Genomic DNA, 25,848 nt, shown 5'->3' on the forward strand with positions numbered 1-25,848 from the left:
CCGGGTAATGCGTAGGTTGAAATAACAAAGTGGGCTCAGGCGTGCGGCACGATCAGCTTCAGGCCCTTGAAGTAGTCGCGGTAAAACGTGTCGTTCCAGGTGATCAGGCCGTCACACTGCAGCAGTGCGTGGGCGCCGACCATGAATTCGTCCAGGCTGCGGCGGCTGCCGCCGCGCTGGCGATGACGGCGGTGCATCTCGCCGGCGCGCAGCGCCGACTTGGCTTCCATCGGGTTGAAGTGCACGCCCATTTCTTCCAGCGCTTCGAGCACCTCGGCGCCGCCGCGCAGCGATGCGCAGACCTCGGCCAGGGTCGCGCCACAGACCACCACGCGGCCACCGACCAGGCTCTGCCGGAGGATGGCTTCCACGGCATCGGCCTGCGGACCATTGCTGAGCAGCTCGACCAGCACCGGTGAATCGACGGCGATCATCACGGCTTATTCCTCGTCACGCACCGCGCGTACCGCTGCGTCGGACGATTCGAAGCCGTCCAGCGCAAACTTGCCGCGCGCCCGTGAAATCGCATCGTCAACACTCTTGCGCAGGATGATGCGGCTGCCGTCCAGCTCGACCTTCAGCAGCGTGCCCTTGGTCAGGCCGAGGGCATCACGCACCGCCTTGGGCAGGGTGATCTGTCCGCGTTCTGCAACAGTGGCTTCCATCGGTAGGCCCTCCAGAGTATGCACAAATTATACATACTTCCCCGGGCATACTTCCACCCTGAACAGGACCGGCGCCCCGCCAGCCCTTGCCTCGCAAAGGATCGGCCACAAACGTGACATACGCCATACACCTTCCCCTGTAGTCTGGAACCGCTGCCGCAGGCCGGAACCCGGCCCGGATGAATCCATTCAGTCTGAGGTTCATACTGGGACGACCGGGGCCGTCAGGCCCGCGGCGACCGCAAGCAGGCCCGCCCATGCGCGGGCCACTGCAAGCCATCCGCAAGAAGGAGTTACCCCGCATGAGCGATTCGTTCTCCACCCGCAGCCAGCTGAACGTCGGCGGCAAGACCTACGACTACTTCAGCCTGCCCACGCTGGGCCAGCGCTTCGATATCTCCCACCTGCCCTACTCGATGAAGATCCTGCTGGAGAACCTGCTCCGGCACGAGGACGGCGGTATCACCGTCGGCAAGGACCACATCGAAGCCGTGGCCCGCTGGAACCCGGCGGCCGAGCCGGACACCGAGATCGCCTTCATGCCGGCGCGCGTGGTCCTGCAGGACTTCACCGGCGTGCCCTGCGTGGTCGACCTGGCCGCGATGCGCGACGCGGTCGTCAAGCTGGGCGGCTCGCCGGAGCAGATCAACCCGCAGATCCCCTCCGAACTGGTCATCGACCACTCGGTGCAGGTCGATGTGTTCGGCAAGCCGGACGCGCTCGACCTCAACGGCAAGATCGAGTTCCAGCGCAACCAGGAACGCTACGGCTTCCTGCGCTGGGGCCAGAAGGCCTTCGACAACTTCAAGGTGGTGCCGCCGAACACCGGCATCGTCCACCAGGTGAACCTGGAGAACCTGGCCCGCGTAGTGATGACCGCCGACAAGGACGGCAAGGCGGTCGCCTACCCCGATACCGTGTTCGGTACCGACAGCCACACCACCATGATCAACGGCATCGGCGTGCTTGGCTGGGGCGTGGGCGGCATCGAAGCCGAGGCCGCCATGCTCGGCCAACCGTCGTCGATGCTGATTCCGCAGGTGGTCGGCTTCAAGCTGACCGGCAAGCTGCCCGAGGGTGCCACCGCTACGGACCTGGTGCTGACCGTCACCCAGATGCTGCGCAAGCTGGGCGTCGTCGGCAAGTTCGTCGAGTTCTACGGTGACGGCCTGCAGCACCTGCCGCTGGCCGACCGTGCCACCATCGGCAACATGGCCCCGGAGTACGGCGCCACCTGCGGCATCTTCCCGATCGACGCCGAATCGCTGAACTACCTGCGCCTGTCCGGCCGCAGCGAAGAGCAGATCGACCTGGTCGAAGCCTATGCCAAGGCACAGGGCCTGTGGCACGAACCGGGCAGCCCGCATGCCCAGTACAGCACCACGCTGGAACTGGACATGGGCACGGTGAAGCCGTCGCTAGCCGGCCCGAAGCGTCCGCAGGACCGCGTGCTGCTGGAGGACGTGCAGAAGAACTACCGCGAAGCACTGGTTGGCATGACCAGCAACCGCGACAAGCGCAGTGATGATGTTTCCTCGTTCGTCAATGAAGGCGGCGGCGCGGCGGTCGGCAACGAGCAGCTGGCCAAGGGCTTCGCCGACATCGAGATCGAAGGCCGCAAGGTGCGGCTGAAGGATGGCGCGGTGGTCATCGCCGCCATCACCTCCTGCACCAACACCTCCAACCCGGCGGTGATGATCGGTGCCGGCCTGCTGGCCCGCAATGCGGCCGCCAAGGGCCTGAACCGCCAGCCGTGGGTGAAGACCTCGCTCGGGCCGGGCTCGCGCGTGGTCACGGACTACCTGGAAAAGGCCGGCGTGCTGAAGGAGCTGGAGAAGATCGGCTTCTACGTGGTCGGCTACGGCTGCACCACCTGCATCGGCAACTCCGGCCCGCTGCCGACCGAAGTCAGCGCCGGCATCGCCACCGGCGACCTGGTGGTCACCTCGGTGCTGTCGGGCAACCGCAACTTCGAGGGTCGCGTGCACCCCGAAGTGAAGATGAACTACCTGGCCAGCCCGCCGCTGGTGGTGGCCTATGCCATCGCCGGCACCACCGACATCGACCTGACCACCCAGCCGCTGGGCACCGGCAGCGATGGCCAGCCGGTGTTCCTGCGCGACATCTGGCCGAGCAACAAGGAAATCGGCGATGTCATCGCCGCCACCATCGGCCCGGAGATGTTCAAGCAGAACTACGCCGACGTGTTCAAGGGCGACACCCGCTGGAACACCATCGCCTCGCCGGACGGCAACCTGTACGCGTGGAGCGATGCCTCCACCTACATCAAGAACCCGCCGTACTTCGATGGCATGACCATGCAGACCGGCAGCATCGACGACGTGCACGGCGCACGCGTGATGGGCCTGTTCGGCGATTCGATCACCACCGACCACATTTCCCCGGCCGGCAACATCAAGAAGGACTCGCCGGCGGGCCGCTTCCTGCAGGAACGCGGCGTGCAGCCGGCCGACTTCAACAGCTACGGCAGCCGCCGCGGCAACGATGACGTGATGGTCCGCGGCACCTTCGCCAACATCCGCATCAAGAACCTGATGTTCGGTGGCGAGGAAGGCGGCAACACCCTGTACTACCCCGCCGGCGGTGGCCAGCCGGAGAAGCTGGCGATCTACGATGCGGCCATGAAGTACAAGGCCGACAAGGTGCCGCTGGTGGTGCTGGCCGGCAAGGAATACGGCACCGGTTCGTCGCGCGACTGGGCGGCCAAGGGCACCCTGCTGCTGGGGGTGAAGGCGGTCATCGCCGAAAGCTTCGAGCGCATCCACCGCTCCAACCTGGTCGGCATGGGCGTGCTGCCGCTGCAGTTCCGCAACGGCGAGAACGCGCAGAGCCTGGGCCTGGACGGCTCGGAAGTGATCGACATCACCGGCCTGCAGGACGGTGCCAGCAAGCGCGCCACGGTCACCGCGACCAAGGCCGATGGCACGAAGAAGACCTTCGAGGTCTCGGTGATGCTGCTGACCCCGAAGGAAGTCGAGTACTTCCGTCATGGCGGCCTGCTGCAGTACGTGCTGCGCCAGCTGGCAGCCAAGTAACGGAAAAGGGCCGGATCCTTGCGGGTCCGGCCCTTTCCGTCTGCGATGCCCCCCTGTAGAGCCGAGCCTGCGCTCGGCTGCTTCTGCGCCAACAGCAGCCGAGCATGGGCTCGGCTCTACAGAGGCGCTCAGCGGCGGGGTGCGTCCGGGTCGGTGCGCAGCGCCTTCAGCAGGCCCCACATGTAGAACGCCAGGGTGAACGAGAACGGCAGGCCACACAGCACCACCGCCGTCTGCATCGCACTGAAATTGCCCGCCAGCAGCAGGCCGACGCTGGCCACGGTGATGCCGGCCGCCCAGAACACGCGCAGCCAGATCGGCGCGTCATGGCCGTCTTCCACACCATCGTCAACGCGACGGGTGCACAGGTTGGCGATCATCAGCGTGCCCGAGTCGACCGGGGTCAGGAACAGCACGAAGCCGATCACCACTGCGGCACCGGCCACGTACGGCGCGCCGGGCAGGTATTCCAGCAGCTTGAACAGCGTCATCGCCGCATCGTGCTGGGCCACCTCACCCAGGATCGCCTGGCCGTGGTTGAGCACCAGGTCGATGGCGGTGTTGCCGAAGATCGACAGCCAGGCCAGGGTGAAGCCGAGCGGGATCAGCAGCACGCCCATGATCACTTCGCGGATGGTGCGGCCGCGCGAGATGCGCGCCACGAAAAGGCCGACGAACGGCGCCCAGGCGATCCACCAGGCCCAGTAGAACAGCGTCCACGAGCCCATCCACTCACGGCCCTTCGGGTCGTTGAGGTACATGTCGAAGCTCTTGCGCACGAACGCGCCAAGGTAATCGCCGGTGTTCTGGATCAGGCCGTCGAACAGGTGCAGGGTCGGGCCGGTGACCAGCACGAACAGCAGCAGGCCACACAGCAGGCGCACATTGAGGTTGGACAGCCAGGCAATGCCCTTTTCCACACCGGCGACCACGCCGATGGTGGCCACCACCATCATCACCAGCACGATGGCCACCAGCACCTGCGGCGTATCCGGGATGTGGAACAGGTAGACCAGGCCGGACTGCACCACCAGCGCGCCGATGCCGAGGTTGGTCACCATCGAGATCAGCGTGGCCAGGATGCCGAAACCATCGACCATGTCGCCGATGCGGCCGTGGATGCGCTCACCGAAGATCGGGTACAGCGCCGAGCGCAGCGCCAGCGGCAGGTCGCGGCGGTACGCGAAGTAGCCCAGCGCCACGCCGACCAGCGCGTACAGCGCCCAGCCGTGCAGGCCCCAGTGCAGGAAGGTCAGCACCATCGCTTCGCGGCCGGCGGCCACGGTCCCGCCGGGTTGCCCGGGCGGATGCAGGAAATGGTCCAGCGGCTCGTAGGCACCGTAGTACAGCAGCGCGATGCCGATGCCGGCCGAGAACAGCATCGAGACCCAGGCAACGTAGCCAAACGCCGGTGACTCCTCGTTGTGGCCCAGGCGGATGCGGCCATACGGCGAGAACGCCAGCCACAGCACGAAGCCCAGGCACAGCACGATCAGCAGCATGTACCACCAGCCGAACGCGGCCGACACCTCGGCCTGCGCCCATTGCAGCCAGTGCTCGCTGCCTTCGGGATAGAGAACGGTGAGCAGCCCGAGGATGCCGATCGACACCGAGGAGCTGAGAAAGACAAAACGGTTCAAGCGCAGGGGCGAACGCTTGGGATGAGCCAGGGAAGACATGGGATCGTCTCATCAGTCCGGGGGAGCACATGGGCGGGGCCGGACCGGTAAACCGGGCCCATGGCGTGGGGCGCGAGCGCATCCTAGGGTTTATTGATTGAACGTTCAATCAATAAAAAGCATAATGGCGGGCAGCCGATCCTTCGGGTCGCAATCCGTGGAGAGACAATGCCGAAGAAAGGCGTGGAACCGGTACGGCGCGAACAGCTGATCCGGGCCACTTTCCAGACCATCGACGAGATCGGCATGGCCGACGCGACCGTCGCCACCATCGCGAAGAAGGCAGGGCTGTCCAGCGGCATCGTCGCCCACTACTTTGGCGACAAGGACGGCCTGCTCAATGCTGCAATGCGGCAGATCCTGCGCGAACTGAAGGACGCCGTCGCCCGCTACCGCGCCGAGGCCAGCGATGACCCCCGCGAGCAGTTGCGTGCCATCGTCGATGGCAACTTCGACGACAGCCAGATCAACGGTACCGCAATGCGCGTCTGGCTCACGTTCTGGGCCGCCAGCATGCACCAGCCGGAACTGGCCCGGCTGCAGCGCGCCAACGACCAGCGCCTGTTCTCCAACCTGTGCCACCAGTTCAACCGCCTGCTGCCCCACCCGCAGGCCCGCCTGGCCGCCCGTGGCCTGGCCGCGATGATCGACGGCCTGTGGCTGCGTGGCAGCCTGGTCGGCGGCCAGTTCAACGCCGACAAGTCGCGGCGCATCGCCTACGGCTACATCGACTTCCAGTTGCAGGCTGCCGCGCTATAAGCGCTTCAGCACCCGCCCCCTTCCAAGGAGTACGCCCCATGACCACCCTGCCCGTCCAACAGCTCTACATCCACGGCCAGCGCGTCGATGCCACCAGCGGCAAGACCTTCAAGACCGTCAACCCGGCCACCGGTGAGGTGATCGCCGAAGTGCAGGTTGCCAGCCAGGCCGACGTCGAGCGCGCCGTGCAGAGCGCGGCCGAAGGCCAGAAGGTGTGGGCCGCGATGACGGCCATGGAGCGCTCGCGCATCCTGCGCCGCGCCGTCGAGCTCCTGCGCGAGCGCAACGACGAACTGGCCCACCTGGAAACCCTGGACACCGGCAAGGCGCTGGCCGAGACCACCACCGTGGACATCGTCACCGGCGCCGACGTGGTCGAGTACTACGCTGGCCTGGCCACCGCCATCGAAGGCATCCAGCTGCCGCTGCGCGAATCGAGCTTCTTCTACACCCGCCGCGAACCGCTGGGCGTGGTGGCCGGCATCGGCGCCTGGAACTACCCGATCCAGATCGCCATGTGGAAGTCGGCCCCGGCCCTCGCCGCCGGCAATGCGATGGTGTTCAAGCCGTCCGAAGTGACCCCGCTGACCGCGATCCGGCTGGCCGAGATCTACACCGAAGCCGGCGTGCCGGCCGGCGTGTTCAACGTCGTGCAGGGCCCGGGCCGCGAGATCGGGCAGTGGCTGACCGAGCACCCGGTGATCGAGAAGATTTCCTTCACCGGCGGCGTCGCCACCGGCAAGAAGGTCATGGCCAGCGCGGCGTCCTCGTCGCTGAAGGAAGTGACCATGGAGCTGGGCGGCAAGTCGCCGCTGGTGATCTGCGATGACGCCGATCTGGACCGCGCCGCCGACATCGCGGTGATGGCCAACTTCTTCAGCTCCGGCCAGGTCTGCACCAACGGCACCCGCGTGTTCGTGCCGCGCAGCATGCTGGCCGCGTTCGAGGCCGCCGTTGTCGAGCGCGTCAAGCGCATCCGCATCGGCGACCCGATGGCCGCCGAGACCAACTTCGGCCCGCTGACCAGCTTCCCGCACATGGAAAACGTGCTGCGCTACATCGAAAGCGGCAAGGCCGAAGGCGCCCGCCTGCTGACCGGCGGCGGCCGTGCCACCGAAGGCGCGCTGGCCAATGGCGCGTACGTGCTGCCGACCGTGTTCTCCGACTGCCGCGATGACATGACGATTGTCCGGGAAGAGATCTTCGGGCCGGTGATGAGCATCCTCGCCTACGACGACGAAGACGAAGTGGTGCGTCGTGCCAACGACACCACCTTCGGCCTCGCCGCCGGCGTGGTCAGCAAGGACGTCAGCCGCGCCCACCGCATCATCCACCGCCTGGAAGCCGGCATCTGCTGGATCAACACCTGGGGCGAATCGCCGGCCGAAATGCCCGTCGGTGGCTACAAGGAATCCGGCGTCGGCCGCGAGAACGGCATCTCGACCCTCGGCCACTACACCCGCATCAAGTCGGTGCAGGTCGAGCTGGGCGACTACGCCAGCGTGTTCTGACCGGCGCGCCGCCAGCACGCCCCATCGTCCGGCCACCGCGCCGATCCGACATCCCGCCGGGACGCCTGCATGCAGCGCGCCCCGGCCTGCAGGAGACACCCATGAGCACCCACAACGAGTACGACTACATCATCATCGGCGCCGGTTCGGCCGGCAACGTGCTGGCTACCCGCCTCACCGAAGATGCCGATGTCAGCGTGCTGCTGCTGGAAGCCGGTGGCCCGGACTACCGGCTCGACTTCCGTACCCAGATGCCGGCGGCACTGGCCTTCCCACTGCAGGGCAAGCGCTACAACTGGGCGTACAAGACCGATCCGGAGCCCTTCATGAACAACCGCCGCATGGACTGCGGCCGCGGCAAGGGCCTGGGCGGCTCGTCGCTGATCAACGGCATGTGCTACATCCGCGGCAACGCGATGGACTATGACAACTGGGCCAGCATGCCGGGCCTGGAAGACTGGACCTACCTGGACTGCCTGCCCTACTTCCGCAAGGCCGAAACCCGTGATATCGGCCCCAATGACTACCACGGTGGCGACGGCCCGCTGCGCGTTACCACGCCGAAGGCCGGCAACAACGAGCTGTTCGCTGCGATGGTCGAAGCCGGCGTGCAGGCCGGCTACCCGCGCACCGACGACCTCAACGGCTACCAGCAGGAAGGTTTCGGCCCGATGGACCGCACGGTGACCCCGAAGGGCCGTCGTTCCAGCACCGCCCGCGGCTACCTGGACCTGGCCAAGCCGCGCCCGAACCTGACCATCGTCACCCACGCGCTGACCGACCGCATCCTGTTCTCGGGCAAGCGCGCCGTGGGCGTGCAGTGGCTGCACAGCGACCGGCCGCAGCGCGCCACCGCCCGCCGCGAAGTGCTGCTGTGCGGCGGCGCCATCGCCTCGCCGCAGATCCTGCAGCGCTCGGGCGTCGGCCCGGCCGACCTGCTGCGCAGCCTGGACATCGACCTGGTGCACCACCTGCCGGGCGTCGGCGCCAACCTGCAGGACCACCTTGAGATGTACCTGCAGTACGAGTGCAAGAAGCCGGTGTCGCTGGCGCCGGCACTGAAGCTGTACAACCAGCCGGCGATCGGTGCCGAGTGGCTGTTCCTGGGCACCGGCATCGGCGCCAGCAACCAGTTCGAGGCCGGTGGCTTCATCCGCAGCGACGCCGAATTCGACTGGCCGAACCTGCAGTACCACTTCCTGCCGGTGGCGATCAATTACAACGGCTCCAACCCGATCAAGGCGCACAGCTTCCAGATGCACGTCGGTTCGATGCGCTCACCCAGCCGCGGCCGCATCCACGTGCGCTCGAAGGACCCGCGCGAACATCCGAGCATCCTGTTCAACTACATGTCGCACGACCAGGACTGGCGCGAGTTCCGTGCGGCGATCCGCATCACCCGCGAGATCTTCGCGCAGCCGGCGCTGGCCCCGTACAGCGGCCGCGAGATCTCGCCGGGAAGCGCGCTGCAGACCGACGCGCAGATCGATGCGTTCGTGCGCGAGCACGCCGAGACTGCCTATCACCCGTCGTGCTCGAACAAGATGGGCCATGCCGACGATCCGATGGCGGTGGTCGATGGCCAGGGCCGCGTACACGGGCTGGAAGGCCTGCGCATCGTCGATGCCTCGATCATGCCGCAGGTGGTGACCGGCAACCTCAACGCGCCGACCATCATGATGGCCGAGAAGCTGGCCGACGTGATCCGCGGCCGCACCCCGCTCGCCCGTAGCACCGCGCCGTACTACAAGGCCAACGGCGCACCCGTTCGCAAGCAGGGTTGACGCAGCCGGCCCGCTTGGGGCCACGGTAGTGCCGGCCGCTGGCCGGCATCCATCGTATGGTCCGTCCAGCGCAGATGCCGGCCAGCGGCCAGCACTACCCAGCAAGGGGCTCTTCGGGGCCTCTTCGCGTTTTCCCTACGGCGGGGTATGCTGCAATGACCGGCCGTTGTCGATACGCTCAGGGCCGGACCTAATACATCACGATTCCTGGAGGGGGAATATGAGTCTGGATCGTCCCTGGCTGCAGAGCTATCCGAAAGGCGTTCCCGCCGAGATCGACGTCAACGAGTTCCATTCGGTAGCTTCGGTCTTCGACGCTTCCGTCGCGAAATTCCGCGACCGTCCCGCCTACTCCAGCTTCGGCAAGGTCCTCACCTACGGCGAGACCGACGCGCTGGTCGAACAGTTCGCGGCCTACCTGCTCGGTGAGCTCAAGCTCAAGAAGGGTGACCGCGTCGCCCTGATGATGCCCAACTGCCTGCAGTACCCGGTGGCCACCTTCGGCGTGCTGCGCGCCGGCCTGACCGTGGTCAACGTCAACCCGCTGTACACCGCCCGCGAGCTCAAGCACCAGCTGGTCGATGCCGGCGTGACCGCGCTGGTGGTGGTCGACAACTTCGGCGACACCGTCGAGCAGGTCATCGCCGATACGCCGGTCAAGCATGTGGTCACCACCGGCCTGGGCGACCTGCTCGGCGCCAAGGGCGTGATCGTCAACTTCGTGCTGAAGTACATCAAGAAGATGGTGCCCAACTACCATCTCAAGGGCGCGGTGCGCTTCCGCCAGGCGCTCAAGCTCGGCAGCCGCCACAGCCTGCCCAAGGTCGAGATCGACCACGACGACATCGCGTTCCTGCAGTACACCGGCGGCACCACCGGCGTGGCCAAGGGCGCGATGCTGACCAACCGCAACCTGATCGCCAACATGCAGCAGGCCTCGGCCTGGATCAGTGCGTCCGGCATCGAGATGGGCAAGGAGTGGATCATCACCGCCCTGCCGCTGTACCACATCTTCGCACTGACCGCGAACGGGCTGGTCTTCATGAAGTTCGGTGGCTGCAATCACCTGATCACCAACCCGCGCGACATGAAGGGCTTCGTCAAGGAGCTCAAGTCGGTGCGTTTCACCGCCATCACCGGCGTCAACACGCTGTTCAACGGCCTGCTCAACACCCCCGGTTTCGACACGGTCGACTTCTCCTCGCTGAAGGTCACCCTGGGCGGCGGCATGGCCGTGCAGCGCGCCGTGGCCGAGCGCTGGAAGAAGGTCACCGGCGTGACCCTGGTCGAGGCCTATGGCCTGACCGAGACCTCGCCGGCAGCCTGCATCAACCCGCTTACCCTGACCGAGTACAACGGCTCGATCGGCCTGCCGATCCCCTCCACCGATGCCTGCATCAAAGATGACAACAGTGCCATCCTGCCGCTGGGCGAGGTCGGCGAGCTCTGCATCAAGGGCCCGCAGGTGATGAAGGGCTACTGGCAGCGCCCGGAGGAAACGGCCAAGGCCATCGACGCGGACGGCTGGCTGCATACCGGCGACATGGCCAAGATGGACGAACACGGCTTCTTCTACATCGTCGACCGCAAGAAGGACATGATCCTGGTGTCCGGCTTCAACGTGTACCCGAACGAAGTCGAGGACGTGATCGCGATGATGCCGGGCGTGCTGGAAGTGGCCGCGGTCGGCGTCCCGGACGACAAGTCCGGCGAGGTGGTGAAGGTGGTCATCGTGAAGAAGGACCCGAACCTGACCGCCGAAATGGTCAAGGAGCATGCCCGAGCCAACCTGACGGGCTACAAGCACCCCAAAATCGTTGAATTCCGAAAGGAGCTGCCGAAGACCAACGTCGGCAAGATCCTCCGTCGCGAACTCCGCGATACGCCCGCCCAGTAAGGGTTTGCGGCAATCTGGACAGTGCAGGGCCCGGGGCGGAAACGTCCCGGGCCCTTTCGCATGCGACGCCGCTGAGGCGGTGTAGCATCGCCGCGTGTGTGGACCGTTCGGCCCGCCGGCCACCCACCTGACACTGCGGGCCGCATGCCGAGGACCCTTCCATGAGTACCATCGAAAAGCTGCCTTCAAGCGGCTCACCGTTCGCCACCATCCGTACCGAAGACAGCGCCGACGGCGCTGCCCACTGGCTGTTCATGCACGCCGATGCCGCCACCGGGATCCGTCCCTGCTGCCGCAAGGACATGCTCGACGAAATGTGGAGCTACATGGCGGCCATCACCCGCAGCCCTGCCGAACGCCACAACGGGACATTGCGGCATTTCGTGCTGGCCTCCGATGCCGTCGCCTACAACCTGGGCGGCGACCTGGACCTGTTCACCCGCCTGATCCGCGAAGGCAACCGCGACCTCCTGCTGAACTACGCCCAGCGCTGCGTGGAGGGCGTGCACCACCTGCACACCGGGTTCGGCGGCGACGTCCGTTCGATCGCGCTGATCCAGGGTGACGCGCTCGGCGGCGGCCTGGAAATGGCCCTGGCCTGCCACACCATCGTCGCCGAGGAAGGCAGCGGACTGGGCCTGCCGGAGGTGCTGTTCGGCCTGTTCCCGGGCATGGGTGCGTACTCCTTCCTGTGCCGGCGCGTGTCCCCCCATCTGGCCGAGAAGATCATCCTCGACGGCCGGGTCTACAGTGCCGAGGAGATGCATGCCATGGGCGTGGTCGACGTGCTGGTGAAGAAGGGCGAAGGCCGGGCGGCGGTCGAGGAACTGATCCGCCAGCAGCAGCGCACGCCGCAGTCCTATCTGGCGATGAATGCCGCACGCGCCATCGCCCAGCCGGTCAGCTACGACGAACTGCTGGAGATCACCAAGGTATGGGTCGATTCCGCCCTCGCACTCGGCGACCGCTCGCTGCGCACCATGGATCGCCTGATCAAGGCCCAGACCCGTCGCGCCAGTCTCGACGCGGCCTGATTCCTCCCCTCCCCCAGGATGGGTTCAAGCCCGGCTGGCCACCGGGCTTTTTTTGGGTTCACGCCACGCCTCAGCGCGCTTCACCATCATCGGCGGCGCCGCGCATGCGGCGTTCGGCCCGCGCGTCCAGCGCGCGCCGGCCTTCCTTGATCGCCTCCTGCAGGATGCCCAGGCGCTGACGCCATTCGGTCTTGAGCTGCCAGTCGGCCATCCGCATCAGCTCGCCGGCACGGTTGGACGCGCGCATCAGGCCGAGGTTGCTGGCCACGCCCTTGATCGCGTGGGATTGTTCGCGGAACACATCCCACTGCGTGGCCTCGCCGGCCTGCTCGGCCTTGCCCATGCAGCTCGCCACGTCCTCCAGGCACTGGCGGATGAACTCACGTTCGAAGCCCTCGCCCATGCCCAGCGAAGCCAGTTCGTCCAGCACGCTGCTGTCGAGCACGCCATCCTGCAGCGGCGCCGCCGGTCGCACCACCGGTGCGGCCATGGTCTTCAGCTGGGCATTGCTGGCGATCTCGGCCAGCGTATCGAGCAGGCGCACCGCAACGACGGGCTTGGCCAGGAAGGCATGTGCGCCGGCCTGGGTACAGCGCTGGATCGCCTCGGGCGTTACATCCGCACTGAGTACCAGTACCGGCGTGCGCGGACCGCCGCCGGCCTGCATCACCCGCAGTTCCTTGAGCATGTCCAGCCCGCTCATGCCCGGCATGTGCAGATCGACGATGACCGCGTCGAACTCGCTGTCGGCCAGCGCATCCAGCACCGCCTCACCGCCGTCCACGCACAGCACGCGATGGCCGGCCTTCTGCAGCAGGCGCTGCAGGACCATGCGGTTGGCCTCGTGATCGTCGGCCACCAGGATCTGCATGCTGCGCACGCGGGCGCGATGGCGCAGGAACGGATCGGCAAAAGCGATCACGTTGCCGCCCGGGCCCGCGTCTTCGTCGCCGCTCAGGCTCGGCACCGCGCCCGGCACCTGCGGCTGCGGCGGCGCGAACGGCAGCTCGACCCAGAAGTGGCTGCCGCGCGGCGGGTTTTCCAGATAGCCGATGTCACCGTCCATCGCCTCGACCAGGCCCTTGGCGATGGTCGTGCCCAGCCCCGTCCCCTCGTGGCGGCGCGCCATGCTGACATCGGCCTGCTCGAACGCGTCGAACAGCCGTGCACGCATGGCAGGTGGCACGCCGATGCCGGTGTCGAGGATGTCGAAGCGCAACCGCACCGCCCCGCTGGCATCGGCCTGCACCACGCCGACACGTATCTCGACCCGGCCATGGTCGGTGAACTTGACCGCGTTGCCGGCCAGGTTCAGCAGGATCTGCCGCAGGTGCCCGACATCGCCGCGCACGCGTGGCGGCACACCATCGGCCACCTTCACCCGGTAATCCAGCCGTTTGGCCTTGGCCTGTGGCAACAGGATCAGACCGATCGCCTGGATCACGTCGGCCACGGCGAAGTCCTCGGCCACCACGCGCAGCTTGCCGGCCTCGATGGCCGAGATGTCCAGCACTTCCTCCACCAGTGCCAGCAGGCTGCGCGACGACGCCTGGATGGTGTTGAGGCACTCGCGCTGCTCGTCATCCAGGCGCGTGGTGGCCAGCACTTCGGTCATGCCGTTGAGACCGTTCAACGGCGTGCGGAACTCATGGCTCATGTTGGCCAGGAACCGGCTCTTGGCCTCGCTGGCGCGGCGCGCCTCGGCCATTGCTTCGGTCAACTGCCGCAGCAATGTCGAGAAGTACAGCGGCACCGCTGCCAGGCCCAGCCAGAGGCCGATGGCCAGGCGGAAATTCTGTTGCCAGTAAGGCGTCAGCATCACGGTGCAACCGAAGCTCACCATCGCCATGGCCACCGCCACGTACAGATAGTGGTTGCCAAAGCGCATGCCATTGCCGACCGTCACCCACATCACCACGATGTAGACCCAGGCCAGCGGCTCACCCATCTGCACCATGCCGGCAGCAATGAGGCCGTAGTCAGCCAGCATGCCCAGCACGCGGCGGGGATCGGAACGCGCCGGCCGCGACAGCAGCCAGCCGAACAGCAACAGTGACAGGCTCAGGCCGGTCAGCACGATCGCCAGCACACCGACGTACTGGGTGTGCGGCAGATCGTGGCGCGGTGCCGGCAACAGTACGTAGGCCAGGATCAGGCTGATCAGCACGATGCGGACGATCTGCTGGCCGTGCTCGCTGTCCTGGCGCTGGGACAGGCGCAGCCGCAGCTGCGACAACAGGCGTTTCACGCGCCCAGCCCCGGGCGCGCGGACGCCATCGAATGCTCGGCGCAGATCTGGTCGAGCTGTTCGCGGCCGCGCAGCAGCGCGTCCACGCATCGGGGATCGAACAGGCGGCCACGCTGGGCGTAGAGATAAGCCAGGGTGGCTTCCATGGTCCATGCTTCCTTGTACGGACGGGGCGAAATCAGGGCGTCGAAGACATCGGCGACGGCCACGATGCGCGCTTCCAGCGGAATCGCGTCGCCGACCAGCCCATCGGGATAGCCACTGCCGTCGTAGCGCTCATGATGACGCAGTGCGATCAACGCGCCAACCTGGATGAAGCGATTCTGGCTGCCGCTCAGCAGTTCATGGCCAATCCGCGGGTGCCGGCGCATGATCGCCAGCTCTTCCTCGTTGAGCTTGCCCTGCTTGAGCAGCACCGCATCGGGAATGGCGATCTTGCCCATGTCATGCAGCGGCGCAGCCATTTCGATCAGGCGCACCTCCTCTTCGGGCAGCCCGAGCTGTTCGGCGATCAGTCCGGCCACGCGCGCCATGCGCTCCAGGTAGGCGCTGGTGCCGGCATCACGGAACTCGATCGCGCGTGCCAGCCGCGACAGCGTCTCGCGCTCGCGCTCTTCGACCTCATGCATGCTGGCCAGCAGGCGCTGCTCCAGCGACAGCGCCCGCTGCTTCACGTTCTCGGTCTGCTGGCGCAGCTGCAGCAGGTTGTAGCAGCGCGCACGCAGCTCGCGCGGGCGGATCGGCTTGACCAGGAAGTCGATGACGCCTGCTTCCAGTGCCGCCTGCCGGATCGGCTCGTCACCGACCACGGTGATCAGGATCACCGGAATGTCGCGGTGCTTGGGCAGGCGACGGAAACGACGGGCGAATTCCAGCCCATCCATCTCCGGCATGCGGTAATCGAGCAGCAGCAGGTCGACCGGATGGGCTTCGCACCAGGCCAATGCGGTCAGCGGGTCTCCGAAGTCATACACGCTCAGTTCCGGCGCGATGTCTTCGATGACGTGACGCAGCATCGTCCGGGCCGAAGTCTGGTCGTCAACGATGACGATGTTCAACGCGTACTCTGCCTGGTTTCTCGACCACGCTGGATCATCAGCAGGCGAGGATACTCTGCCACTGCGAACGCTCGCACCCTGCATCGGCCTGACTCCCGTGTCATGCGTTCCGATTCATGATCGTCATCACAATGTGAAGCGGACTCCCCACACCGTGCCCTCCCCTGGCGCCGATCAAGCCATAACAGGCGTCAAGGTAGTGCAATTACGATACGCCGAGTGCGGGACGCGTCAATCGCGCCGTCTCGTTTCGGGACGGCGCGCACAATCGGGAGTCAAAAAGGCGACTTACTGCTCCGGACGCATGTACGGGAACAGCAGTACATCGCGGATCGAGCTGCTGCCGGTCAGCAGCATCACCAGGCGATCCACGCCGATGCCGAGGCCGCCGGTCGGTGCCATGCCGTACTCCAGCGCACGGATGTAGTCGGCGTCGTAGTGCATGGCCTCGTCATCGCCACCTTCCTTCGCCGCCACCTGGGCCTGGAAGCGCTGGGCCTGGTCTTCCGGATCGTTCAGCTCGGAGAAGCCGTTGGCCAGCTCCTTGCCGTTGACGAACAGCTCGAAGCGGTCGGTGTAGCCCGGGTCATTGTCGTTGGCACGCGCCAGCGGCGAGACCTCCACCGGATGGTCGGTGATGAAGGTCGGCTGGATCAGGGTGTGCTCAACGGTGGCCTCGAAGATCTCCAGCAGCAGCTTGCCCCAGCCGTAGGACGGCTTGACGCGGATCTTCAGGCGCTCGCAATGACGCAGCAGCGCATCGCGGTCGGTGCAATCGGCGACGGAGATTTCCGGGTTGTGGTGGCGGACTGCCTCGTCCATGCGCCAGCGGCGGAATGCCGGGCCCAGGTCGATCTTCGCGCCGTCCCATTCGACCTCGGTGCCGCCGTTGACGGCCTTGGCCACGTCACGGATCACGCCTTCGGTCAGGTCCATGATCTCGTTGTACGTGGCATAGGCCTCGTACAGCTCCATCATGGTGAATTCCGGGTTGTGGCGGGTGCTGACGCCTTCATTGCGGAAGTTGCGGTTGATCTCGTACACGCGCTCAAGGCCACCCACGGTCAGGCGCTTGAGGTACAGCTCCGGCGCCACGCGCAGGTACAGGTCCAGGTCCAGCGCATTGTGGTGGGTGGTGAACGGCTTGGCCGCCGCGCCGCCGGGGATGTAATGCATCATCGGCGTCTCGACTTCCAGGAAGTCGCGGTTGTCCAGCCACGCGCGCATGGCGCGGATGATCTTCGAGCGCTTGATGAACACCGCGCGCGACTCCGGGGTCACGATCAGGTCGACGTAACGCTGGCGGTAACGCTGCTCGACGTCGGCCAGGCCATGCCACTTGTCCGGCAGCGGGCGCAGCGACTTGGTCAGCAGGCGGATCGATTCGGCCTTGACCGACAGCTCGCCGGTCTTGGTACGGGTCAGGCCGCCTTCGACGGCGATGATGTCGCCCACGTCCCAGCCCTTGAAGGCGGTATAGGCATCGCCCAGCACCGCGCCCTGCAGGAACAGCTGGATGCGGCCGGACTCGTCCTGGATCTGCGCGAAGCTGGCCTTGCCCATGATGCGCTTGGCCATCAGGCGGCCCGCCATCTTCACCTGGCGGCCGTTGCCTTCCAGGGCCTCGGCGGTCCAGGTTTCGGCATCTGCGAATTCTTCCTGCAGGCGGCCGGCGAAGTCCTCGCGACGGAAGTCGTTCGGGTACGCGATGCCCTGCCCACGCAGCGCTTTGAGTTTCTCACGGCGCTCGGCGATCAACTTGTTTTCGTCGACGGGGGGGGTATCGGTAGCTTCGCTCATGGATCTGCGGGAATCGTGTAGTGAGGGGGGATGCAGCGCCCGGCACAGCCGGTTGCCCAGCATACCAAAACCGCCCAGCCCCAGCCCTGGGCCGGGCCCGCCCCGGTAGCCGCCAACCTTGGTTGGCGCCGTGCGTGTCGACCAAGGTCGACACCTACCGGGCGGATCGGCCGGCCCTGCTCCGCCGCTACCTGTTGCCGGGGAACGCCTGGCGCAACTCATCCACCAGCACCCGCTGGTTCTCCGAATAGTCCACCGGCACCGACACCAGGTGCACCCCGCCCTCGTTGAAGGCCGCTTCCAGGGTCGGGATGAACTGCTCGATGGCCGTCACCTCGTGGCCCTTGCAGCCATAGGCCTCGGCGTACTTCACGAAATCGGGGTTGCTGAAGGTCATGCCGTAGTCGGTGAATCCGTCCACGGCCTGCTTCCAGCGGATCATGCCGTAGGCACCGTCGTTGAGGATCAGCACCACCAGGTTCAGGCCCAGCCGGCGGGCGGTCTCCAGCTCCTGGCTGTTCATCATGAAGCCGCCGTCGCCGCACACCGCCAGCACCCGCCGCTGCGGATACAGGATCGAGGCCATGATCGCCGACGGCAGGCCCGCGCCCATCGTCGCCAGCGCGTTGTCCAGCAGCAGCGTGTTGGCCACCTGGGTGCGGTAGTTGCGCGCGAACCAGATCTTGTACATGCCGTTGTCCAGCGCCACGATGCCATCCGGCGGCATCACCTGGCGCACGTCGTGCACCAGCCGCTGCGGGGTGAACCCGGCCTCTTCGGCCCGGTCGGCCAGGTGCTCGAGGATGGTCGCGCGCAGCGGCAGCAGCGCAGCGGCATTCGGCACCGCGCCCTCGATGCGGTCGGCCAGCTGGGTCAGCGAACGACCGATATCGCCGATCACCTCCACCTGCGGGAAATACACCTGTTCCACCGCCGCCTGCGAGTACCCGATATGGATCACCGTCGGCCCACCCGGGCGCATCACGAATGGCGGCTTCTCGGTGACCTCGTGGCCGATGGTCACGATCACGTCGGCCTGGTCGATCGCCATGTGCACGTAATCGCGCTCGGTCAGCGCCGCGGTGCCCATGTACAGGCCTGAACCACCGGCCACCGCGCCCTTGCCCATCTGCGTGGTGAAGAACGGGATGCCGGCGCGCAGCACGAACGCGGACAGCGCGTCGCTGGACTGCGGCCGCGAGGCCGCCGAAGCGATCATCAGCAGCGGCCGCTTTGCATTGCGGATGAGCTCTGCTGCCCGATCCAGCGCCTCCGGGCTGGCAATGGGACGGTCCACCGCGTGCGGCGGAATCAGCGCCACGCCCTCGACCTCATCGGCAGCAATGTCTTCGGGCAGCTCCAGCAACACCGGGCCCGGGCGCTCTTCCTGGGCGACACGGAACGCCTCGCGGACGATGGTCGGAATGGTGCGTGCCGAGACGATCTGCCGCGCCTGTTTGGTCAGCGGCTTCATCGTGCCGACGATGTCGACGATCTGGAAGCGCGCCTGCTTGCTGGCGACGATGCCCTTCTGGCCAGTGATCATGATCACCGGCCACGCACCCAGCAGCGCATAGGCGGCGCCGGTGGTGAAGTTGAGCGCGCCCGGGCCGAGCGTGGCCAGGCATACGCCCGGCTTGCCGGTCAGGCGGCCGTAAGTGGCCGCCATGAACACCGCCGCCTGTTCGTGGCGGGTGATGACCAGTTCGATGCTGGAATGGCGGAGCGACTCGACCACGTCGAGGTTTTCTTCGCCGGGAATGCCGAAAATGCGCTCGACGCCTTCGTTCTCAAGTGCGGCGACGAGCAGATCTGAACCCTTGGACATCGGATGCCGTCCTTTGTGCTGGACTGATGGTGGATCGTTGCAGGAAGGATGAGAGCCGCGCGTCAATGCTTGTCGAACCACACTGTCTGCGCGTTGACGAATTCACGGATGCCGAAGTGCGAGAGCTCGCGGCCGAAGCCGCTCTTCTTCACACCGCCGATCGGCACGCGAGGGTCGGATGCGGAGAAGCCGTTGACGAACACACCGCCGGTCTGCAGCCGGCGCGCCAGCTGCATGGCCCGCGCGCGGTCACCGGTCCACAGGTTGCCGCTGAGGCCGAACTCGCTCTGGTTGGCCAGTTCCACCGCGTGGTCGGCATCGCGGGCGCGGCTGATCGAGGCCACCGGCCCGAACGTTTCCGTGTCAAAGGCCTGCATGCCCGGCTCCACGTCCGCCAGTACGGTGGGCGCGTAGAACGCGCCCTGGCGATCGAGCTGATGGCCGCCGACGAGCAGCTTCGCGCCTGCGTCCACCGAGGCGCGCACCTGCGCGTCCAACTGTTCCAGCAGGTCCTGGCGTGCCATCGGACCAATGCGATTGCCCGCTTCACGGCCATCACCAATGGTCAGCGCCTGCACCTTCTGGCAGAACTGCGCCACGAAGCGGTCGTACACCGCGTCTTCAACGATGATGCGCTTGCCGGCAATGCAGACCTGCCCGGTGTTCTGGAAGCGCGAGGTCACCGCCGCATCGACGGCCGCATCCAGGTCAGCGTCGGCCAGCACGATGAACGGATCCGAGCCGCCCAGTTCCAGCACCACCTTCTTCAGCGCCTGCCCGGCCTGGGCAGCGATGCTGCGGCCTGCGGCCACGCTGCCGGTCAGGGTGACGGCGGCGATGCGGTCATCGGCGATCGCACGGCTGGTACCCTCGCGGCTGATGTTGGCGGCGATGAAGGTGCCTTCCGGCAGCCCGGCATCACGCCAGGCGGCATCGAGCAGCTGCGCGGTGCCGACGATGTTCTCGGCCGGCTTCAGCAGGAAGCCGTTGCCGCCCATCAGGATCGGTACCGCCGCGCGCATCACCTGCCAGTACGGGAAATTCCACGGCATGATGCCCAGCACCACGCCCAGCGGCAGGTAGGACACGTAAGCCTTGTCGTCGGGCACCTGGGTCGGCTCGTCGCGCAGGAACTGCGCACCGTGGTCGGCGTACCAGTCGCACAGCACGGCACACTTCTCGATCTCGGCCAGTGCTTCGGCCTGCACCTTGCCCATCTCGGCGGTAGCCAGCGCAGCCAGCGTCTCGCGGTCACGGCGCAGTACGCCCGCCATCGCACGCAACACCTGCGCTCGCTGTTCCAGGCTGCGGGCGCTCCAGGCGGCGAAACCGGCCTGACCGCGATCGAGGATCGCTTCCAGCTCGGCATCCGTGGCGAAGGGATGGCTGGCGATCTGCTGGCCGGTGGCCGGATCGCGGGAAATGGCGGTGCTGGGGGCAGCGGACATGCAGGTCTCCTGGTGTCTCGACGACGGGCGGCGGCCCGTCTCCTGCACAGGAATGTGGACCCGATTGGCGGAGGCAACAAGGCGTCTGCTTATCCTGTGACCTGCACTTACCTGTCTGAATGGGGGCTCTTGGCAGGGCTGCGCCCTGCACCCGCAGAGGCAACTGCAACAGCCGAAGCAGCAGCAACAGCGGGCAATCCGTGGGATGGCGAGGTGGGTCCGGTTGCGGGAGACGCCGTAAACCCGTCCTTGGGGGCTTGGCCGCGGCATCCATGCCGCGGACACTCCCGCAACCGGACCCACCCCGCCTTCGACGGTTTTCCGCGATCTGCCGGAAATGCTCTTGGGGTCAGATCCGTTTTCCATAGGAAAACGGATCTGACCCCGGAATTTCTTTCGATATCTGACAGATGTGTCGACCAAGGTCGACACCTACCAACAGCCGCGGGAAATCTGTCAGAGGCGGGGCGGTGTGGGTTGGCAGGACCGTTGGCGCCATGGATGGCGCCATCGAGCCCCCATGGACGGGTTTACGGCGTGTCCTGCCAACCCACACCACCCCGCCATCCCTCGGATAGCCCGCTGTTGCTGTTGCTGTTGCTGTTGCTGTTGCTGTCGCTTCGGCCTCTGCGGGTGCAGGGCGCAGCCCTGCCGACCAACCTACTTCCGCGGCAGGTAAGTCACCAGGGAAAGATCGTGCCGGCTCTCCGGCACCAGCGCCACGTACTGCAGGTCCAGCAGCCCGCGCGTGGGATGGTTCAGCTTCTTCGCACCCTCATCGAACCGGCGCACGTCGTGCTCCGGCCACCACTGGCGGAACTCCTCGCTATGCGCCGCGATGTCCTCCACCAGCGCCAGGAACGGCGCCTTGTCCGGCGCCTGCGCCATCGCCGCACGGAAGCCTGCCAGCAGGCCGCGGGTCATTTCTTCCCAGTTGAGGATCAGCGTGCGGTACGGCGGGTACAGGAACATCAGCCGCAGCGTGTTGCGCTCATGCGGCGCCAGTTGGCTGTAGTCCACGAACAGATCGGCGATGGCCGGGTTCCAGGCCAGGATGTCGAAGCGGGTGTTGCGCACATAGGCCGGGATCGGCTGCATCGCCTCCACCAGCTGGCGCAAGCCGTCGGTCACGCTCTCGTCCGGTGATTCCAGCGGCACGCCGTAGCCGGACAGCGCGAACGCGTAGGCGCGTTCGTCGTCGCTCATGCGCAGCACCTGCGCCAGGCGCTCCAGCACCTCGGGCGAGGCGCGCACTTCACGGCCCTGCTCGATCCAGGTGTACCAGCTGACGCTCACCCCGATCGCCAGCGCGACTTCCTCGCGCTTCAGGCCCGGGGTACGCCGGCGCCCGGCCGGCAGGCCGAGCGTGGCAGGATCGACACGGGCGCGGCAGGCCTTGAGAAAGCCGCCGAGTTCCTTGCGTTCACTTTCGCTGCGCATCATCGCTACCGCCGTACCCGTTGTAGCGTCGAGCCATGCTCGACGCATCTGCTACTGCGCCAACAGCAGCCGAGCATGGGCTCGGCCCCACATCGGAAGCGTGATCAGCCACCCTCGGCGTTGCGCACGAGGGTGACGATATCCGCGCAGGCGCGCCGATCAGGCATCGACGCGCTTGGAGCCCACGGCCAGGCCGGCCTTCAGGCTGGCCTCGACGAACTCGTCCAGGTCGCCGTCCAGCACCTTCTGCGTGTCCGACCGTTCGATGCCGGTGCGCAGGTCCTTGATGCGGCTCTGGTCGAGCACGTAGTTGCGGATCTGGCTGCCCCAACCGATGTCGGACTTGGTGGCTTCCACCGCGTCCTTCTCGGCATTGCGCTTCTGGATCTCCAGTTCATACAGCTTGGCGGCCAGCATCTTCATCGCGTTGTCGCGGTTCTGGTGCTGGCTGCGGCCGGTCTGGCAGGCCACGACGATGTTGGTCGGGATGTGGGTGATACGCACCGCCGACTCGGTCTTGTTCACGTGCTGGCCACCGGCACCGGACGAACGGTACACGTCAGTACGCAGGTCGGCCGGGTTGATGGTGATGTCGATGTTGTCGTCGATTTCCGGCGACACGAACACCGAGGTGAAGCTGGTGTGGCGGCGGTTGTCCGAGTCGAACGGCGACTTGCGCACCAGGCGGTGCACGCCGGTCTCGGTCTTCAGCCAGCCATAGGCATAGTCGCCTTCCACGCGCAGCGTGGCCGACTTGATGCCGGCAACGTCGCCACCGGACACTTCCATCAGTTCGGTCTTCCAGCCGCGCGACTCGCACCAGCGCAGGTACATGCGCAGCAGGATCTCGGCCCAGTCCTGGGCTTCGGTGCCGCCGGCACCGGCCTGGATGTCGACGAACGCCGCCGCATTGTCCATCTCGCCGGAGAACATGCGCTGGAACTCCAGCTTCTCCACGTGGGCCTGGTGCTTGTCCAGGTCGGCGACCACGGCCAGGGCGGTGTCCTCGTCCTGCTCGGACTCGGCCAGCTCCAGCAGCTCGGTGGCGTCGTTCAGGCCATCCAGCACCGAGGCGATGCCGCCCACGGTCTTTTCCAGGCTGGAACGCTCGCGGCCCAGGTTCTGGGCGTACTCGGCGTTGTTCCAGACGTCGGGGCTTTCCAGCTCCCGCGTTACTTCTTCAAGACGCTCTTTCTTGGCGTCGTAGTCAAAGATACCCCCGAAGCGACAGCACGCGATCGGTCAGATCGGTGATGCGCTGGCGGACAGGATTCAGTTCGATCATGTCGGCGGTTATGCATTCAAAAGATGACTGGTAATAATACCGCAGGCTGCGGGTGCCCGGAATGAGGGCCTCACCCTGCCCCCAGCGCCTGCCGCAGCAGCGGCAGCTGGCGCCGGCTGCAGGGCACTTTCGCCCCGTCGGCCATGTGCAGCAGGGCCTCGCCACCGTCCAGCGGCTCGATCGAGCGCAGCTGGCCCCGATGGATCAGCCAGCTGCGGTGCGGGCGCAGGAACTCGCCCGGGTCGAGCCGCTGCTCCAGCACCGCCATGGTGATCCGCAGCGGATAGTCGTGGCCGCGTACCCGCAGGTTCACATAGTTCCCCGCGGCCTGGGCGTACTCCACGTCCGCCGTGGCGACCAGGAACTCCTTGCCCAGCTTGCGCACCAGGAAGTGCTGGGGGCGCTCGACCGGCTCCACCGGCGGGCCGACGTCCGGCTCGGCCAGCAGGCTCGCCTCGCCCTGCCTGCGCCGGCCGAACCAGCTGGCAAAGTGCTCCAGTGCCACGAACATCGCAAACGTGCGTACATCCTTCAGGTATTCGTAGGCAAAACGCTCCAGCCAGCCGGCATCATCCTGGTAGCGATGGCCCAGCGACCCGTAGGCCAGGTGCCGCAGCAGCACCATCCCCACCACGTGCAGCAGCGACCAGCCGACGCTGGCCAGCAGATACAGCGGCAATCGCCGCTTCCAGGTATCGGCATGCAGCGGCCAGCGCTCGCAGCCCCACCACAGCAGCGGCAGGGTCAACAGGACCAGGCCGAGGCTGCTGAACTCCCAGATCATCGGCTCCCACAGCCCGAGATCGGCGCCGCGGCGACTGGCGTCCATCACTTCCACCAGCGCATTGGTCACTGCCGAGGCCGACAGGATCGCCGCCCATACCAGCAGGCGGGTTGAAGTACGCCAGCGCGATGGTCGGCCCTGAGTCATTGCTGCATCCATGTCGTTGCGGTGCTCCAGCCTGCCTCAAGGGACAAAGGGTAGCGGCTCCATTGATCCCACCACCCCCGCCATTGGTCACTGCATCGGTTCCAGCGGCCCCTTGCCAGTCGCCGCACGGACCGGGCGGCGTCACCTTGGCTCGACTCTCCGGCACACCACCACCATGACCCGACGCTACGACATCGACGCCCTGCGCGTGTTCGCCTTCGCCCTGCTGATCCTCTACCACACCGCCATGGCCTACGTGGACGACTGGGGCTTTCACCTCAAGAGCGTGCATACCGCCGAATGGCTGCAGTGGCCGATGCTGTTCGTCAACCGCTGGCGGATGTCGCTGCTGTTCCTGATCTCGGGTATCGCCATCGCGCTGATGCGGCCGGAAGGCAGGTTGCTGCGCTTCGCCGGCCTGCGCACCTGGCGGCTGCTGCTGCCGCTGCTGTTCGGCATGTTCGTGATCGTGCCGATCCAGCCCTATTGCGAAGGCGTGGCCAACGGCCACGTGGCACCCGGCTTCGGCCAGTTCCTGCTGCGCTACTGGCAGGTGCGGCCGTGGCCGGAAGGCAGCTTCGCCGGCTGGCAGTACGGCATCACCTGGAACCACCTGTGGTACCTGGCCTATCTGTGGAACTACACGCTGGCCTTGGCCCTGTTGATGCCATTGCTGGGAACGGCGGTGGTTCGCCGCGCGATGGCGCTCTGCGCAGCATCGCCGATGCTGCTGATCGGCCTTCCGTCCGCCCTGCTGCTGGCCTGGGTGATCTGGCTGGAGCCGATCTACCCGTCCACCAATGCCCTGCTCGGCGACTGGTACCAGCACGCGAAATACGCAACGGTGTTCCTGGCCGGCTACCTGCTGGGTCGCGAACCGGTGTTCTGGGAGCGCGTGGTCGCCCTGCGCCGCACCACGCTATGGCTGGCGCTGGCTGCCGTCGGCTGGTATCTGGGGTTGCGCATCCTCGGCCAGGTATTGCCCGCCGATTCCCCGCTGCGGCAATGGCCCGAACCGTTCTGGGACCTGCAGGGCCGGGCCAGCCAGTCGCTTTACGTATGGACCGCGCTGCTGGCCATCCTCGGCTGGGGAAAGGTCTTCCTCGATCGCCCGTTCCGCTGGCTGCCGTACTGCACCGAGGCGATCTATCCCTGGTACATGCTGCACCAGAGCCTGATCATCGTGCTGCTGTTCTGGCTCAAGCCACTTCAGTTGGGCCCGTGGATGGAACCGGCCCTGCTGCTGGCCGGTACTGTCGGCGGCTGCCTGCTGATCCATGAGTTGCTGATCCGTCGCGTGCGTTGGCTGCGGCCCCTGTTCGGCCTGCGTGCGAATCCGCCGGCGGCGCCAATGGCGCGCACCGCAGTAGTGTAGAGCCGAGCCCGCGCTCGGCTGCCTCTGCCATGAGCCGCGCATGTGCCCGG

At 66.4% G+C, this 25,848-nt stretch carries 18 protein-coding genes; 7 read left to right on the top strand and 11 right to left on the bottom strand.

Going from position 1 to position 25,848, the window contains the following annotated elements; all coding sequences use genetic code 11:
- Window positions 1-35: 35 nt before the first annotated feature.
- Both J3A72_RS14385 and J3A72_RS14390 read right to left on the bottom strand, forming a co-directional pair.
- Window positions 36-434 (bottom strand): type II toxin-antitoxin system VapC family toxin, encoded by a 399-nt coding sequence (locus tag J3A72_RS14385; protein WP_005416402.1) that lies wholly within the window; start codon window positions 432-434, stop codon window positions 36-38.
- Between the two features lie 6 nt (window positions 435-440).
- Window positions 441-665 carry an AbrB/MazE/SpoVT family DNA-binding domain-containing protein gene (locus tag J3A72_RS14390; protein WP_005409505.1) on the bottom strand — a complete coding sequence of 75 codons (225 nt, stop codon included), beginning with the start codon at window positions 663-665 and terminating at the stop codon, window positions 441-443.
- A gap of 302 nt (window positions 666-967) precedes the next feature.
- Here J3A72_RS14390 and acnA point away from each other — a divergent pair, with 302 nt between their 5' ends.
- Complete coding sequence (gene acnA, locus J3A72_RS14395) at window positions 968-3,721, top strand: aconitate hydratase AcnA (RefSeq protein WP_069118468.1); 2,754 nt, start codon at window positions 968-970, stop codon at window positions 3,719-3,721.
- A 128-nt stretch (window positions 3,722-3,849) separates the two neighbouring features.
- On the opposite strand, the gene J3A72_RS14400 is transcribed toward acnA, so the two are convergent.
- Window positions 3,850-5,400, bottom strand: a complete 1,551-nt coding sequence (locus J3A72_RS14400; RefSeq protein WP_014647012.1) for a BCCT family transporter — start codon at window positions 5,398-5,400, stop codon at window positions 3,850-3,852.
- A 168-nt stretch (window positions 5,401-5,568) separates the two neighbouring features.
- Here J3A72_RS14400 and betI point away from each other — a divergent pair, with 168 nt between their 5' ends.
- The 5 genes from betI (at window position 5,569) to J3A72_RS14425 (ending at window position 12,385) form a co-directional block, all read left to right on the top strand.
- Window positions 5,569-6,159 carry a transcriptional regulator BetI gene (gene betI, locus J3A72_RS14405; protein WP_014647011.1) on the top strand — a complete coding sequence of 197 codons (591 nt, stop codon included), beginning with the start codon at window positions 5,569-5,571 and terminating at the stop codon, window positions 6,157-6,159.
- Between the two features lie 38 nt (window positions 6,160-6,197).
- Window positions 6,198-7,670 carry a betaine-aldehyde dehydrogenase gene (betB, locus tag J3A72_RS14410; protein ID WP_014647010.1) on the top strand — a complete coding sequence of 491 codons (1,473 nt, stop codon included), beginning with the start codon at window positions 6,198-6,200 and terminating at the stop codon, window positions 7,668-7,670.
- A 101-nt stretch (window positions 7,671-7,771) separates the two neighbouring features.
- Window positions 7,772-9,454 carry a choline dehydrogenase gene (betA, locus tag J3A72_RS14415; protein WP_046430400.1) on the top strand — a complete coding sequence of 561 codons (1,683 nt, stop codon included), beginning with the start codon at window positions 7,772-7,774 and terminating at the stop codon, window positions 9,452-9,454.
- A 220-nt stretch (window positions 9,455-9,674) separates the two neighbouring features.
- Window positions 9,675-11,351: a long-chain fatty acid--CoA ligase gene (locus tag J3A72_RS14420; protein ID WP_014647008.1), complete on the top strand. Its 1,677-nt coding sequence runs from the start codon at window positions 9,675-9,677 to the stop codon at window positions 11,349-11,351.
- 161 nt (window positions 11,352-11,512) lie between these two features.
- Window positions 11,513-12,385 carry a crotonase/enoyl-CoA hydratase family protein gene (locus J3A72_RS14425; RefSeq protein ID WP_014647007.1) on the top strand — a complete coding sequence of 291 codons (873 nt, stop codon included), beginning with the start codon at window positions 11,513-11,515 and terminating at the stop codon, window positions 12,383-12,385.
- 70 nt (window positions 12,386-12,455) lie between these two features.
- On the opposite strand, the gene J3A72_RS14430 is transcribed toward J3A72_RS14425, so the two are convergent.
- The 8 genes from J3A72_RS14430 to J3A72_RS14465 all read right to left on the bottom strand — a co-directional run bounded on the left by J3A72_RS14430 (window position 12,456) and on the right by J3A72_RS14465 (window position 24,423).
- Window positions 12,456-14,633, bottom strand: a complete 2,178-nt coding sequence (locus J3A72_RS14430; protein WP_075077052.1) for a response regulator — start codon at window positions 14,631-14,633, stop codon at window positions 12,456-12,458.
- Window positions 14,630-15,775, bottom strand: a complete 1,146-nt coding sequence (locus tag J3A72_RS14435; RefSeq protein WP_032959453.1) for a two-component system response regulator — start codon at window positions 15,773-15,775, stop codon at window positions 14,630-14,632. Before J3A72_RS14435 ends, J3A72_RS14430 begins: the two co-directional genes overlap by 4 nt.
- A 204-nt stretch (window positions 15,776-15,979) precedes the next feature.
- Entirely contained in the window at window positions 15,980-17,491 is a 1,512-nt protein-coding gene (gene lysS / locus J3A72_RS14440) for a lysine--tRNA ligase (RefSeq protein WP_049440102.1), read from the bottom strand.
- Between the two features lie 187 nt (window positions 17,492-17,678).
- Window positions 17,679-19,319: an acetolactate synthase large subunit gene (locus J3A72_RS14445; RefSeq protein WP_014647004.1), complete on the bottom strand. Its 1,641-nt coding sequence runs from the start codon at window positions 19,317-19,319 to the stop codon at window positions 17,679-17,681.
- Window positions 19,320-19,381: 62 nt separating this feature from the next.
- Window positions 19,382-20,767 (bottom strand): NAD-dependent succinate-semialdehyde dehydrogenase, encoded by a 1,386-nt coding sequence (locus J3A72_RS14450; RefSeq protein WP_075077053.1) that lies wholly within the window; start codon window positions 20,765-20,767, stop codon window positions 19,382-19,384.
- Window positions 20,768-21,427: 660 nt separating this feature from the next.
- Window positions 21,428-22,210: a helix-turn-helix transcriptional regulator gene (locus tag J3A72_RS14455; protein ID WP_019661470.1), complete on the bottom strand. Its 783-nt coding sequence runs from the start codon at window positions 22,208-22,210 to the stop codon at window positions 21,428-21,430.
- Between the two features lie 156 nt (window positions 22,211-22,366).
- A protein-coding gene (gene prfB / locus J3A72_RS14460; protein WP_014037064.1) for a peptide chain release factor 2 occupies window positions 22,367-23,492 on the bottom strand; the annotation gives its coding sequence in 2 pieces (ribosomal slippage) (window positions 22,367-23,416 and window positions 23,418-23,492; 1,125 coding nt in all).
- Window positions 23,493-23,562: 70 nt separating this feature from the next.
- Window positions 23,563-24,423, bottom strand: a complete 861-nt coding sequence (locus J3A72_RS14465; RefSeq protein ID WP_032959458.1) for a LytTR family DNA-binding domain-containing protein — start codon at window positions 24,421-24,423, stop codon at window positions 23,563-23,565.
- 175 nt (window positions 24,424-24,598) lie between these two features.
- On the opposite strand from J3A72_RS14465, the gene J3A72_RS14470 reads away from it, so the two are divergent.
- Window positions 24,599-25,798: an acyltransferase family protein gene (locus J3A72_RS14470; RefSeq protein WP_049418897.1), complete on the top strand. Its 1,200-nt coding sequence runs from the start codon at window positions 24,599-24,601 to the stop codon at window positions 25,796-25,798.
- The last annotated feature ends 50 nt before the right edge of the window (window positions 25,799-25,848 follow it).

The organism is Stenotrophomonas sp. PvP093 (assembly GCF_017876915.1).
Taxonomy (GTDB): domain Bacteria; phylum Pseudomonadota; class Gammaproteobacteria; order Xanthomonadales; family Xanthomonadaceae; genus Stenotrophomonas; species Stenotrophomonas muris.